This window comes from Mucilaginibacter inviolabilis (assembly GCF_011089895.1).
Classification (GTDB): Bacteria; Bacteroidota; Bacteroidia; order Sphingobacteriales; family Sphingobacteriaceae; genus Mucilaginibacter; species Mucilaginibacter inviolabilis.
Genome location: NZ_JAANAT010000001.1, coordinates 1,937,816 through 1,950,916, shown reverse-complemented (window position 1 = coordinate 1,950,916; position 13,101 = coordinate 1,937,816). Strand labels below are relative to the sequence as shown.

Genomic DNA, 13,101 nt, shown 5'->3' with positions numbered 1-13,101 from the left:
CATACAATAGGCTTTTCGACCAGAAGCACTCTTTATACTTTGAAAGGCAAAAAATCAACCGCTAAATGATTTCTTGGTTGATAAAGTTGTCTTCACCCCGCTATATTAGGTCATGGTCTAAATAGTGAAAAACTAAAAGAAATACTCCATTTATTTGGGCTTGCAAAAATTAAGGTTCATTATAAATGTAATGACCCTTGGCAAAAGAATATAGAAATAAGCAGTCAAATTATGATTCCAGAAATAGCCGGTGAGCGAAGTTTTTTGACAGTTGTTAAAAGGTCTATGCCCGACCAAAATGATCGAAATAATTTATTACAGACTATTACACATGATAATCAATCATTTTTACTGGAGCAGATTTCATCCTGTATGCAAATTATAGCTACGGAATTAGCTGCCGCTAATACAGCCGAATCCTTACAGCGCCCTTACCTGAAATTGAAGGCAGAAGAATTGATCCATTATTTATTTATGGGTTTAGCTAAACGAAATGATACTCCAGTTCAGGTGATTAATAGTAGTGATGCAAAAATGATTTACAGGGTAAAGGAAAGGATTTTGATGGTTATGGACAAGCCACCCAAATTGAAAGAACTGGCAAAGTTTTCAGGAATGAGCCAATCAAAACTACAACGATTGTTTAAACAGGTTTTTGGTAATAGTATCTATAATTATCATCAATCATTCAGAATGCAGGAAGCCGCCTACCTTATTAAAGAGGAAAAGATCTCTGTATCTGAAGTGGGATACCGTTTAGGGTTTTCAAATCTCAGTCATTTTTCGAGGATATTTGAAGCCCATATTGGATTGAAGCCCAAAAAATATGCTATAAATAGCAGGTAACTATTACGAGGGGATCTGTTAGTCATATACATGAAGGCAATCGTCTTAGTAAACTCATCGCTGCATGTCATACTGCTCTATGCCGCTAATAAAGTAATGTGTTGGAGTTGATAAGTTTTGTTGAAGCATCATGTTCATGTGGTCTCCTTTATCAAGGTTAATAAACGTGGACGAAAAAAAATAATATTTACAGCTGATAATAATGAAGGCGGCAATAGTTATTGCCGCCTTCATTATTATCAGCTGTTTGGATATGTTTTTATTAGATTGAAGTTGCTGAATGGATTTAAATCTTAAAGAGGCTTTAAACCAATAAAATGATTGTTAAAATCAATTAAAAATGAGTTGTTAGCAAAAAATTGTAACCCAACTATTGACCTTCCTATCTTAACAGCCGGATTTATTTGTGTTCTCCATGATGTTTGATCTGCCAGGTAATTATAATGGTATCCCTCATCTGAAGTGAAACTAACCTTGGTTTGATCATTTAACACCTGAGACTGGCTTAGGCCTAAACTTTCAGGAAAGGAAATATTAACACCGTGAGGAGTACCCGTATCAAATAAAATTTCGGCATCAAAGCTATTACTACCAATTGTAAATTTACCATTAACATAGGCCGAAACGCTTTGACCGTTATTCAAAACGGGTTTTTGTTGTAAAGTAAAGCCCTGTTCAGTGTTGGCGGTTAGTCCTACCTGGAGTATAGGAGCATTGGTTAACTGGAGGTTACCCGCAGTTGCTTGTCCTGGGATAGTACCGTTAAAAAAAGGTTCATATGCTTGTAGTTTAAAGCCCGGTATAACACTATTACTATAATTAATATAAGCGAACGGGCTACGTCTGTTGCTTTGTGACGTATCCTGCGTTGGTAAGCTTTTAGGTGATGCTACTCCGCATATCCCATCAAGATCGGGATCTATCGAGGTGGGATTACCAGAAGGCTTACTAATTCCTTTATAGATTAATAAGAAAGGCATTGATTTTGTAACCACATGACCATTTGCATCACCAATAGTAATGCTGGCATAGGCAATTTGTCCATAAAACGTTCTAATATTAACGCCGGTTCCATAAGAGGCTGTAGTTTTAGCCGAAGTAACGGTAATGCCATTAATATCCCTTTGATTTTGCCCATTCAGGTTTATACCATCTGCAGTGATCAGGCTTGGCGAGATGACATGTTCGGCCTTAAGAATGAGCCCTTCACTGCCGGTATCAAATACTGTTTTTATATTAATATCCTGGTTGCCGATTTTAGTTATAGGTAATGCAAGTCGGGTCGGGAAAGTGCGGCCATTTACATAGCCCAATTGTAAATTCAATGTAGTGGGCGCAGTAAGGGCGTTTTGATCGGTTGAATTGGTGGGCTGCGGATTATCCTGACCAATATTGTTTTTACTACAAGCAGCCAGCAATATGACTATTAAATAAAGGACAATAAAATTTCTCGTTTTGAGTGTTGTAGATGTTACTTTCATTTCGGGGTATTATTAATAAAATTAAAATTGTTTTTTCATTTCAGACTTATCATGTATGCAGTGCATTCATGATGGTAGGTTAAGACGTTTCAAAATTATGTGTTCATGATGGAGTAAAATAACGGGTTTGGGTAAATTAATAGTCCGAAACAGTACGTTGTTATGAAAAAATCAGGAGTGCTTATTGCTCATAAAGGAGCCAAACAGAGTGTGGGAGATATTATATACCAGTTAATAATTAAAAGGGCAAAAGATTTTAAAACCTTTCACCCTTTATGCTTTTAGCCTTTAATTACAAACTTAAATTACCTTTCTTAGCTCTGTCGTTTTCATCATCTGCACCACTTTGGTGTTGACGCGATTTTATCTTACTGTTCCCAAAGTTATAGGTAAAGGTTAGGCGTCCAATGTGTGTGTCCCTATATTGACGGACAAGAAGATCGTTTCCTACTACGTTGCTAGTAAAGATAAGACGGCGCGTATAAAAGATATCATCAAGGGCCAGTTTAATATTTGCTTTTTATCGGCAAAGGAATGGCTTAAGCCGCCATCAACACCATAACGTTTTTTGTAATCCTGTATAATCCTGTATAATCCTGGAAGGAGTTATATCCTACAGCTGTATCTTTTTGTTATATAGAAGTTTCATGGCTCAAATGTACTACAGCATAGGTTTACTGTAACATTTTCATGTCAAGAGGATGATTTTCCCGATGAACAGTCGGGAAATATCGATCAACCCAATTGACAGGATACCTCTTCACAAGATCAGCGCCAACAAATACGTGACCAGGCTGTTTTTTGACTGTACCGAGCTATTTTTTTGTAATTACTATTTGACCTTTGATTTTTAAACCTTCCTGCAAGTGATTGTTAAAATCGATTAAAAAATAATTGCAAAACCAGTGGTATTACCAGAATAGTTGCACCTGGTAGAAAGGTAAGCATTGTTTTAACCCTGTCAGAAAGCCATAATTGGTGCGATTTCAGCGTGAAACTAAATAAGCACGAATTTTTTGAGCATCGTTTTGCAGGCCGTGTTGAAAATGGGAAAATTACTAAAACCGATCCATTAATGGGTGGAAATGTATAATGCAATCCGGATGTTTTTATCGTATGAAAAGTAATCAAATCGTACGCTGTAGTGCACTTGTTTCTGTTGTGACACAAGCAGCGTACGATTACTTTAACTATACATAATTGTGTGTTTTGTTAATGAGCTATCGCCAACCCAATGCAGGCGCAATATGTTCTAAAATGGCTGATAGCACATGTACATTGTAATCAACACCCAGTGTATTGGGGATGGTCAGGAGCAGTGTGTCCGCTTCCTGGATGGCTTCGTCCAATGCCAGTTCCCTGATGAGTTGTTCTGGTTCGGCAGCATAGCTTTTCCCGAAGATGGCCCGTTTATCGCTTTCAATATAACCGAAACTGTCGGATGCCTTTCCTTGCTGTCCGAAATAATACCTGTCCTGGTCTGTTACCAAAGCAAATATAGACCGGCTCACCGAAACTCTCGGTTCCCGCTGATGTCCTGCTTTTTTCCAGGCTTCTTTATATAGCCTGATTTGTTCTGCCTGTTGGATATGGAAAGGCTTGCCGGTTTCGTCAAACTTTAAAGTCGAACTTTGCAGATGCATGCCGTTCTCGGCGGCCCATACTGCGGTTGCATTAGAGGCAGCTCCCCACCAGATGCGTTCCCGCAGCCCATCCGAATGCGGCTCTAAGCGTAACAAACCCGGTGGATTCGGAAACATGGGGTTCGGGTTGGGTTGGGCAAAGCCAGTGCCTTTTAGTTTGTCTAAAAATTCCAAAGCTTTCCTTCGTCCCATATCCGCATCGATTTCTCCTTCAACAGGCTCATATCCGAAATAACGCCAACCGTCGATCACTTGCTCCGGTGAACCTCTGCTGATTCCTAATTGTAAACGCCCTCCGGAGATGAGATCCGCAGCGCCGGCATCCTCCACCATGTACATAGGGTTTTCATATCGCATATCGATAACGCCGGTACCGATTTCTATTTTGTTTGTTTTTGCACCGATAGCTGAAAGTAAAGGAAATGGTGATGCTAATTGGCGCGCGAAGTGATGAACGCGGAAATAGGCGCCATCTAAGCCCAGTTCTTCAGCCGCAACAGCCAGATCAATAGACTGAAGTAAAGTGTCTCCCGCTGTACGGGTTTTATAAGATGGGTGGTTAGACCAGTGTCCGAATGATAGAAATCCAATTTTTTTCATAACAATCAAAGATAATCATCCTGCAATGCCAGATAATCACCTTTTTGTCGAAATCTTCTTAAACCAGCCCAAAGTACAACTTACTAACGCTACAATTGAAGATCCCTGGTGTCATAAACATAGCATAAATTACGCTGGGCAGATTCTGCTATTTTCGTTCCTTCTTCTACCAATTTTAAACCACCTTCGGTTTTGATCATGTTTTGAAATGCTTCCAGGCTTTCATATTGTGCATAAACTACCACACCTTTTCCATCAATGCTCTTAAGAACACTTGCCGAAATAAAACCTAGGCATTTGGAAATAAATTCATCAGTATTCTGAATCAGGAAGGCAGCGAGTTCTTCTTGTCTTTCAGGCGCTACAGTAAACACATTGACAAGGGTTATTGACTTTTGTTCTTTCGTAATCGTTACCATAAGATTGATTTTTAGAGGTTATTTTTTTAGAGCAAAGTTCTGAACTGCTAAAGTAGAGGTAGTTAAAGTATAATATTAGAAATTTAGACGAAGAGGTAGTTATCGGCCGTCAATGGTTGATATGGGTTCGTGAAATCAGTTAGCAGGTGCTCGTCAACTAAAGTAAAAACGTTGACTATATTTATAAACTCAAAGCAAACTTCACCCCAGCCCTTGCATGTATCTGTGTTGTATTAAACAGGGGTAAAGCAACATCTTTATTATTAATGAGTAATGGGATTTCTGTGCAGCCGAGTATAATGCCTTGTGCGCCATTTTCTATAAGGCGCTCAATAATTTCTAAATATTTGCTTTTAGCCTGTTCTGTGAAAATTCCTTTGCCTAATTCGCCAAATACAGATTGATGGATGTACTCACGTTCATCAGGTTCCGGAACGATTACTTCAATGTTGTCATTGTTTAAGATATCTTTAAAGAATGGCAGATCCATGGTGGGCTTTGTTCCTAATAAACCAACCTTATTCAGGCCGTTTGCTTTGATTTCCATTGCGGTTTCCCGGGCTATGTGGATAACCGGCAGCTGGATTGTTTCCTGCAGCTGATCGGCAATAACATGAGGTGTATTTGCACAAATAAGAATTGCTTCTGCTCCACTTGCCTTTAAGCTGCGTGCAACATTGGCAACTTTATGGAGTACAACATCCCATTGCCGTTCTTCAAAATGCCTGATCATACTGACAAAATTGAAGGAATGAATAATACATTCCGCAAAATTTGAACCGCCAAGTTGTTCATTAACACCTTGATTGATCATTCTGTAATAATCTAAAGTGGATACGTAACTCATTCCACCAATTAACCCTAAAATTTTCATGATAATTATGCTTTAAGTCCTGCCTTGAAATTTACACCTGTTTTAATAGTATTGATCACCGTGCATCCCTTTTCGGCTATGGCTATCAGTTTTTTAATATGTTGGTAATCTGCATTCTGCAAATAATCTACAGTTATCTGGATATCTGTAAATCGGAGAGGGGCCTCAGCTGAAAGATTCGCTGTTACTTCTACCGTTAATTCGTCAATACGTATATTTCTTGATTGTGCGGCGGCCAGCAGTGTGCTGCAAAAACATCCTCCTATCCCAATTAGCAGGTATTTTCCGCCAATAATTCCCTGACCGCCACCGCCGTTTTCAATGGGCCTGTCAACAATAACCGAATACGCTTCCTGAGTCAGTTGTACTGCCGTAGCAGATTTTTGCATTAGTTTAATGTTCATTGTTTTCATCGTATTCATTCAATTTTCTGTGGCAAATGGGAGAGTATCATAAAACATTCTTTATAGAATGTTTTATGATAAAAAAAATTAACTTAGCTGAGTGATGTAAGTATTAACGGCGCTTAAATAATCTTCAAAAATCTCATCATTATGATACAATTTTCTGAGACCTCTGACGCCTTCAAAAGCACCAATCAGATAAATAGCCACGGCATCGCTATTAATGTTGTTTTTAATATTTCCAGATCGCTTACCTTTCTCTAATAATGCAACCAGGGCAGCTTTCCATTCGTCTATAATTTTTCGCAAGGCAATTTGATAAGCCGGCTCAGTATCACCGATTTCATTGATAAGATTATTTGCCGGGCATCCGGAACGTTTTTCTGCCTCGCTAAAAGATCTTATCCTGTTCGAAAATACATGTTTTAAGACCTCCGGAACATCGCCGTCTGTATAAAGCGGGAGGATCATACTATCATATATCCTTTTTTTTACTTTTTGGGCGATAACGGCAAGCACCAATTCTTTTTTATTGGTAAAATGATGATAAAATGCGCCTTTTGATAGTTTAGTGGCTTCCATAACCATAGCAACAGTTGTTGATTCGAAACCATTTTTATAAAAGATGTCGAATGCCTTATCCAGGATAACTTGCTGAGTTAATTCCGACTTTAACTGTTGTTCCATGTGGTAAAAGTAATAAATAAAACATTCTTATAGGAATGTTTTATTTATTACTTTTTAAAGATCTGGCTAAAATATTTTTTCTAAAGGCCGTTGGGGTTATTTGCTTCACCTTTTTAAATACCCTGTTAAAATGAGGTACATCGTTGAAACCTGATGCATTGCAAATTTCGGCTACGGAAAAATTGGTCTTTTGTAGCATCTGTACAGATGATTCAAGACGATACTCTGTAAGAAATGTAAAAAAGGATTTTCCTGTCATTTTTTTAAAGAAAGTGCAAAAGGACGACTTGTCCATTCCGACATATTTCGCCGCATCGTCCAACGAAATATCTGTTTGAAAGTTATTGATCACGTAGTAGTAGGCTCGCTGCATTCTTTTATTGTTGCGATCTTCTGTTATCCGGCTGCCAACAACATTCATTTGTTCTGCAGAAGATATCGCTGCGAACATTCTAAAAAGACTTCCTAACTGTTCCACTTCTGTTTCAGACACCATTGCCTTCATTATGGACTGCAGATTTACTAAAGTACCACCACCAAACACAACCGCGTTTTCCAATTGTTCCATTTTCGACGCGCATTCATATAATTCTGGAAAGCCAGCGTAAGCATTTTCAAGTAAACGAGGCGAAAAGAATATCGAGATATTTTCAATGGTTCCGTCAGATGAAGTATCAAAATCGTCAAATGACCAACAATGCGGCACATTGGATGGGATGAACACGATTTCACCCTGGGAGAATGGCTCCATGGTATTGCCGATTACCCTTGTGCCCGACCCAACTATTATATAAGATATTTCAAGAGCATCATGTTGGTGAAAAGTTATTTGCTCGTTTGGTGGAATTCTAACATGGTCAACCCGGAAAGATCGTTTTTCTTGGTTCGATGGTGGGCAATATTTGATTTTTCGACCTGTATTCTTCATTAAAACTTATCAGTTTTCCAAATATATGACAAGTATTTTCAATTATAAGACAAGAGAAGAGTTTTCATTACCTATACTTTTGCTTACCATTTCAAACCATTCTAAGATTAACTTAAGACCAATTGATGTGAAATTCATCTTAATGCACAAATACTAACAATTAACAACCTGAAATTATGAAAAGAAACACGATCAAATTTTTCTCGATGCTGGCCATATCAGTAGTCATTTTTAACTGCTATGCCTATACTACAGATCAGAGCAACAAGCTTTCCGCTAAAGAGCGAGCCCAAGGCTGGAAACTCCTATTTGACGGACGGTCAGTTACTGGCTGGCATCAGTATAATAGCCAGGCGCCGTTTACCAGATGGAAAGCGAAGGACGGCCAATTATTCTGTGATCCGTTGGACAAGGCCGGAGTAGGGGACCTGATTACTGACCAGGAATACAAAAATTTCGATCTGAAATTCGAATGGAAGCTACCTAAAGGTGGAAATAGCGGTGTTTTTATCAATGTTTTGGAAAAGAAAGAAATTCCTACCGCCTGGGCATCGGGGCCAGAATACCAATTGCTGGATGATGCCAATCCCGACTTTGCCAAACCGCAATCCCGTTCAGGCTGTTTATATGGGTTTGCTCCGCAAAAAAACAAAGTAAAAAGTAAACCCTCTGATGCATGGAATCATTCTGAAATCAAGCAAAAAAACGGAAAGGTACAGTTCTATTTAAATGGTGTATTGACCGCTGAGGAAGATTTTACCTCCAAAAAGTGGGCAGACAAAGTAGCGAACTCTCATTTTAAGGGCTTCCCGGAGTTTGGAAAGCATATTAGCGGGCATATCGCATTACAAGATTGGGCTACTGGTATTTCATTTAGAAATATAAAAATAAGAGAATTATGATCATATAATTTTTAACCGGGCTAGCATTACCAATGTCGAATCAACCTGGTTTTGGTGAAGCGATCTTTTTCCTGATGCGGCTCAGGCTTTCGGCTGTAATACCGAGGTACGAGGCAATATATATAAGCGGTATACGCATGGCAATATCGGGCTGTTGCAGCATTAATTCGAGGTAACGTTCTTCGGCTATGATGCTTTGCGATGAGTTATACCGCTTTTGTAAAGCTACATAGGCCCGCTGGTAAAGTTGCCTGAAGAATTTTTCGAGACCAGGGATCTTCTCATACAGTATTTCCAGTTCATGATGAGGTAGCATTAGTACTTCGGTATCCTCAATGGCATCAATATTGATATCGCCGGGTGTTTGGGTTACAAAGCTGCATAAATCAGCTATCCAGTAACCTTCCAGGGCAAATTGCACCACATGCTCTGTGCCTTGTTTATCAATCGTGTATGATCGTAGCACGCCTTTGTTTACAAAATACAGGTATCGGCTTACATCGCCCTGGTTCAAAAGATTGCGCCTTTTTTTTACAAAGCGTTTGATTAGTGTTTCTTCAATGAGGGCTTGCTCTTCTTCAGAAACATGGGCATACTTATTAAAATTATTGAACAGTAGTGCAAATTCCATTGACTAAATTAGCTATAATGCCCTGTTATGACAATAGCCAATTATTCAGATCAGCCAGCTCCCGGGTATCAACCTGGTGGCCTATACGGTATTCGTGATAAGTGATGTCGGGCGTGAGGTTATCCAGGTAAGCTTTAGCTTCATGGGCATGCGGCAATGGCAAAACCTGGTCGGCTATACCATGTGCAATAAATACGCGCAGTTTTTGCAGCGCGGGCCCGGGGTTAATAAGGGGTTTTACTTCGGGCAACAGGCGGCTGCTCAAAATAAAAATACCTTTAAATTTTTGCGGATGGGTTAAACCGGTACTGTATGACATGATACCGCCCTGGCTAAAACCGCCCATATAAACTTCGGTAGGGTTAACTTCATAACGCTCCATAAGCTGGCTGGTAAATAAATTCAAGACCTGCCTGCTTTTTTCGGCTTGCTCCGGATCAATTACTGGCTTGCCAGATGAAAAATCAACCCTGAACCAGGCATAACGTCCGGGGCAGATAGTATAGGGCGCTCTGGCAGAAACCACGATGAAGTGTGGCGGCAGGGTATCTGCAAAGCGAAATAGATCGTCTTCATTACTACCCACGCCGTGTAGTAATATCAGCAAGCCTGGATTAGTGGTTTTTACCAGAGGTTGGCGGATCTTGTAAGTTAATACCAATTCCTGGCCTTTGATAGCGGTGTATTTATGGTTATTTTCCATTTTTTGTTTTTAATGCTGATGATCAGCCTATCTGAAAGCAGCGCATACTCATGCTGGCAAACTGAAAGCCTTCGTAAATATGTTTAATGGGTTCGTTGGAATCGGCAAGTCCTAAACTATACAGCATAGGTAAATAATGATCGTTTGTTGGTATGGATAGTTGTGCAGCATTACCTAACTGATGATAATTAACCAAGGCCTCAAAATTATGGGTATCAATATGGTGTTTTACCGTAGCATCAAACTCCAGGTTCCAGTCGTACGGTTTAGCCGCGATATCATGCCAGTGAGTAAGCCGCAGGTTGTGTACAATATTGCCGCTGCAAACTATAAGCACGCCTTTGTTACGTAAAGCCTTTAACTGCTGCCCAAGCTGATAATGATATTGGGGCGAGCGGGTATAATCCATACTCATTTCAAAAACCGGGACATCGGCCTGCGGCCATATAAATTTCAAAATGGTCCAGGCGCCATGATCAAGCCCCATCTCCGGGTCTTCCATAACATCTGTAAGGGTAACGGCTTGTTTTACAGCCCTGGCCAGTTCGGGATGGCCTTGGGGGGTATAGCTTACCTCAAAAAGACGGTCGTCAAACCGTCCAAAATCATAAATAATTTTGGGGTTGGGGTTTACGCTTACATAGGTACCCACCGTTTCCCAATGGGCCGATATAACCAGTATAGCGTTGGGCTTGTCTATTTGCCTGCCCAGGCTGGTAAGCGTTTGTGTAAAATCATTATCCAGGATAGCATTTACCGGGTGGCCATGGCCAATAAACAATACCGGCATTTTTTTATCCCTCGCCTGGTACCCCTGTGTTATCTGATCAAGATGGTGCAGTTTCATGATATGTAGTATCTGTGTAAACCCGGATGATCACGATAGGGATCATCCGGGTACGTTTATAAAAATTATTTACCTAAGCCTATCTGATCTAAGTAGGCTTTATTATCCCAAAAAAGATGTTCTTCGGTCATTACGCCATTTTTCCATATCCCAATGGTAGCCATCGGTATGCTGAATTTTTTACCTGTGGGTTGTATAAACTTACCTTTACCTATAGGCATTGGTTTAGTAAAAGTACCTTCAAAAACACCGGTTACTGCGGTAAAGTTGCCAGAGCCAAACCGGATAGGATGTTGCTTGATCCGGGTATCGGGTGCATAAACAAACAAGGCCTTCATATCTTCAATATGTTTTGCTAAGCCAACAGTTACATGCCCATCGGGCCAGTAAACTTTAATGTTTTGGGCATGACTTTCATGAAAGCGTAGCCATTGCTGATTACTGAAAATGGTATAATCGAGCGTGTCAAAAGTTTTCAGATGTTGTTGTACCAGCTTGTCGGCAGCGGTAAGCTGTTTAAGCTGATTTTGTGCGTTGACAATTTCTTGTTTTGACTGAGCTTGGAGTGTGAAATTTCCGGCTGTGATGATAAGCAGGATAATGGCTGCAGATTGAATGGCGTTTTTCATTTTTAAGCATTAAGCGTTATGTCATTATTGACCATACAAAATTTGCCTAAATAAAATCGTAAACGTTTGATCTATGGTAAGAAATTCACTTGACGCAGGTTAAGAATTTAGATAAAGGTGTAAGCCTTAAGCACGTCTTGTTTGCTTTGCTACTTTAACATCCGGTAACATGTTTATAGTTGACAATGATCATGACAACGTAAATCTTAATTCAAAAGTGACAAACTCCCATTGGCTTTCCCAATGCTATTGTTGAAATTAGTTACGATAAGAATTTAAGAACCTTTATTGAGGAAAAAAAGTATTGATAGGGTTACTACAGTTTATAAAATAAAAAGCACGGTAATGTTGAGTATTACTGTGCTTTTTTTGTGAAGGTCCGGCCAGTTTTCTAACACCTTTATGGAGGATTTGAAGAAATTGGCTTGGATGGCAGTATAGTTTGAACTATATAAGATCGGTTCTCGCTTGGATCGTATTTTGAAATTTTTTTCTTCTGTTTATCAATGTGTTATAGTGGTTTGAATTCAAGAGGTTACCTTGCGGTCGAATGAGAAACAAGAACTAGCTTTTTAAGCTCCATTCAAAAGTAAAACCAGTAGTTATAGCTAAAGTAATAGCTTCCAAAGTAAATTGTCCCTCGCTTGCCAAATTGATTATAAGATTGTCTTTACCCAATATTGCGTAAAATATCGGCATTAATAATTGATTTTTTATTGCCAATATAATTAAAGTGAACAGAAAATACTTTAACCATCTTGTTGGTGAAAGCTGATTCCAAATTAAGATTGCCATTATCATGCAAGCAATAACAGGTTCAATAAAGCTGACATATGAAGGTATGAGTACTTCGGGACCATAAGGCAATTTGCACCATTCGCCTGTAGGGGCAAGGTGGGCGATCGAGTTTGCTACCGGCCTCCAGGCTGCTGTAATCAATGGACTCGCAACAAACATGAAAATAGCGGCTATGGCAACTGCAGCTGAAAATTTAAGAAAAAAATTATTTAGTCTTGACGCAGTGAAAACTATTAGTCCACACATTACAGCTATCGCCAGTAACTTTGGAATGTTGTTGATCAACATAAAGCTTATCGAATTGCTGCAATAGCCGTTCATAAATGGGCCCCTAAAAAGACTTTCTGTTAACATAGCATCAATAATAACCAGCAAAGTCCATTTTTTTGCAATCGTTCCTCCAACTTTCTTATCAGCTAATTCCCAAAAAAACATCAAACTCAATACTGAAACCACGCGAGTGAAAAATTTGTAAGGCCCAGTAATAACTGTAAAATCAGGAAAGGCTACATTCATGCCCTGGAGCATTACAATATGAACACTTAGCGAAAGCACCAGGCTCATGATAACTCCTATGCTAAATTTCAACCAGTTGATATCGTATTGTTGCATATGTTATTAATGTGTTTGTTTTCCAATAAATTAGTACTCTGAATGCCGCTTATTATTTATTAAGGTTATGATCAAAGAATCTTTGACGACATACATT

General features: G+C 39.3%; 15 protein-coding genes. 3 read left to right on the top strand and 12 right to left on the bottom strand.

Features of this window, described 5'->3' with window-relative positions; all coding sequences use genetic code 11:
* Positions 1–285: 285 nt before the first annotated feature.
* Positions 286–846, top strand: coding sequence for a helix-turn-helix transcriptional regulator (locus tag G7092_RS07865; RefSeq protein WP_166087896.1), 561 nt, complete (start codon positions 286–288; stop codon positions 844–846).
* A gap of 293 nt (positions 847–1,139) precedes the next feature.
* Here G7092_RS07865 and G7092_RS07860 read toward each other — a convergent pair whose 3' ends face one another.
* Entirely contained in the window at positions 1,140–2,327 is a 1,188-nt protein-coding gene (locus tag G7092_RS07860; RefSeq protein WP_166087894.1) for a hypothetical protein, read from the bottom strand.
* Positions 2,328–3,237: 910 nt separating this feature from the next.
* On the opposite strand from G7092_RS07860, the gene G7092_RS30965 reads away from it, so the two are divergent.
* Positions 3,238–3,420, top strand: a complete 183-nt coding sequence (locus G7092_RS30965) for a phospholipase domain-containing protein (protein ID WP_166090942.1) — start codon at positions 3,238–3,240, stop codon at positions 3,418–3,420.
* Positions 3,421–3,547: 127 nt separating this feature from the next.
* Here G7092_RS30965 and G7092_RS07850 read toward each other — a convergent pair whose 3' ends face one another.
* From G7092_RS07850 to G7092_RS07825, 6 genes are all read right to left on the bottom strand, one after another.
* Positions 3,548–4,570, bottom strand: a complete 1,023-nt coding sequence (locus tag G7092_RS07850; protein ID WP_166087891.1) for an LLM class flavin-dependent oxidoreductase — start codon at positions 4,568–4,570, stop codon at positions 3,548–3,550.
* A gap of 89 nt (positions 4,571–4,659) precedes the next feature.
* The gene (locus tag G7092_RS07845) at positions 4,660–4,989 is read right to left on the bottom strand and encodes an antibiotic biosynthesis monooxygenase family protein (protein ID WP_166087888.1); all 330 of its coding nucleotides are present in this window, start codon (positions 4,987–4,989) and stop codon (positions 4,660–4,662) included.
* Positions 4,990–5,170: 181 nt separating this feature from the next.
* Positions 5,171–5,863, bottom strand: a complete 693-nt coding sequence (locus tag G7092_RS07840; protein ID WP_166087885.1) for an aspartate/glutamate racemase family protein — start codon at positions 5,861–5,863, stop codon at positions 5,171–5,173.
* A 5-nt stretch (positions 5,864–5,868) separates the two neighbouring features.
* On the bottom strand, positions 5,869–6,267 hold the full coding sequence (locus tag G7092_RS07835; protein ID WP_166087883.1) for an OsmC family protein: 399 nt from the start codon (positions 6,265–6,267) through the stop codon (positions 5,869–5,871).
* An 87-nt stretch (positions 6,268–6,354) separates the two neighbouring features.
* Positions 6,355–6,954 (bottom strand): TetR/AcrR family transcriptional regulator, encoded by a 600-nt coding sequence (locus G7092_RS07830; protein WP_166087881.1) that lies wholly within the window; start codon positions 6,952–6,954, stop codon positions 6,355–6,357.
* 40 nt (positions 6,955–6,994) lie between these two features.
* Positions 6,995–7,882 carry an AraC family transcriptional regulator gene (locus G7092_RS07825; RefSeq protein ID WP_166087880.1) on the bottom strand — a complete coding sequence of 296 codons (888 nt, stop codon included), beginning with the start codon at positions 7,880–7,882 and terminating at the stop codon, positions 6,995–6,997.
* 176 nt (positions 7,883–8,058) lie between these two features.
* On the opposite strand from G7092_RS07825, the gene G7092_RS07820 reads away from it, so the two are divergent.
* Entirely contained in the window at positions 8,059–8,784 is a 726-nt protein-coding gene (locus G7092_RS07820) for a 3-keto-disaccharide hydrolase (RefSeq protein ID WP_166087878.1), read from the top strand.
* Positions 8,785–8,824: 40 nt separating this feature from the next.
* Here G7092_RS07820 and G7092_RS07815 read toward each other — a convergent pair whose 3' ends face one another.
* The 5 genes from G7092_RS07815 to G7092_RS07795 form a co-directional block, all read right to left on the bottom strand.
* A complete protein-coding gene (locus G7092_RS07815; protein ID WP_166087876.1) occupies positions 8,825–9,415 on the bottom strand; it encodes a Crp/Fnr family transcriptional regulator in 591 nt (196 codons plus the stop codon).
* 25 nt (positions 9,416–9,440) lie between these two features.
* The gene (locus G7092_RS07810; protein WP_166087874.1) at positions 9,441–10,118 is read right to left on the bottom strand and encodes an alpha/beta hydrolase; all 678 of its coding nucleotides are present in this window, start codon (positions 10,116–10,118) and stop codon (positions 9,441–9,443) included.
* Between the two features lie 22 nt (positions 10,119–10,140).
* Complete coding sequence (gene ygiD / locus G7092_RS07805) at positions 10,141–10,965, bottom strand: 4,5-DOPA-extradiol-dioxygenase (protein ID WP_166087872.1); 825 nt, start codon at positions 10,963–10,965, stop codon at positions 10,141–10,143.
* A 65-nt stretch (positions 10,966–11,030) separates the two neighbouring features.
* Positions 11,031–11,594, bottom strand: a complete 564-nt coding sequence (locus G7092_RS07800; protein ID WP_166087870.1) for an ester cyclase — start codon at positions 11,592–11,594, stop codon at positions 11,031–11,033.
* Between the two features lie 564 nt (positions 11,595–12,158).
* Positions 12,159–13,004, bottom strand: a complete 846-nt coding sequence (locus G7092_RS07795) for a hypothetical protein (RefSeq protein ID WP_166087868.1) — start codon at positions 13,002–13,004, stop codon at positions 12,159–12,161.
* Positions 13,005–13,101: the final 97 nt, after the last annotated feature.

Excerpts from the sequence above, each read along its gene's own strand:
- G7092_RS07795 (WP_166087868.1), bottom strand. The coding sequence starts at position 13,004 with ATGCAACAATACGATATCAACTGGTTGAAATTTAGCATAGGAGTTATC.
- G7092_RS07840 (WP_166087885.1), bottom strand. The coding sequence starts at position 5,863 with ATGAAAATTTTAGGGTTAATTGGTGGAATGAGTTACGTATCCACTTTA.
- G7092_RS07800 (WP_166087870.1), bottom strand. The coding sequence starts at position 11,594 with ATGAAAAACGCCATTCAATCTGCAGCCATTATCCTGCTTATCATCACA.
- G7092_RS07835 (WP_166087883.1), bottom strand. The coding sequence starts at position 6,267 with ATGAACATTAAACTAATGCAAAAATCTGCTACGGCAGTACAACTGACT.
- G7092_RS07860 (WP_166087894.1), bottom strand. The coding sequence starts at position 2,327 with ATGAAAGTAACATCTACAACACTCAAAACGAGAAATTTTATTGTCCTT.
- G7092_RS07815 (WP_166087876.1), bottom strand. The coding sequence starts at position 9,415 with ATGGAATTTGCACTACTGTTCAATAATTTTAATAAGTATGCCCATGTT.
- G7092_RS07810 (WP_166087874.1), bottom strand. The coding sequence starts at position 10,118 with ATGGAAAATAACCATAAATACACCGCTATCAAAGGCCAGGAATTGGTA.
- G7092_RS07865 (WP_166087896.1), top strand. The coding sequence starts at position 286 with ATGCCCGACCAAAATGATCGAAATAATTTATTACAGACTATTACACAT.
- G7092_RS07820 (WP_166087878.1), top strand. The coding sequence starts at position 8,059 with ATGAAAAGAAACACGATCAAATTTTTCTCGATGCTGGCCATATCAGTA.
- G7092_RS07830 (WP_166087881.1), bottom strand. The coding sequence starts at position 6,954 with ATGGAACAACAGTTAAAGTCGGAATTAACTCAGCAAGTTATCCTGGAT.
- ygiD (WP_166087872.1), bottom strand. The coding sequence starts at position 10,965 with ATGAAACTGCACCATCTTGATCAGATAACACAGGGGTACCAGGCGAGG.
- G7092_RS07825 (WP_166087880.1), bottom strand. The coding sequence starts at position 7,882 with ATGAAGAATACAGGTCGAAAAATCAAATATTGCCCACCATCGAACCAA.
- G7092_RS07845 (WP_166087888.1), bottom strand. The coding sequence starts at position 4,989 with ATGGTAACGATTACGAAAGAACAAAAGTCAATAACCCTTGTCAATGTG.
- G7092_RS07850 (WP_166087891.1), bottom strand. The coding sequence starts at position 4,570 with ATGAAAAAAATTGGATTTCTATCATTCGGACACTGGTCTAACCACCCA.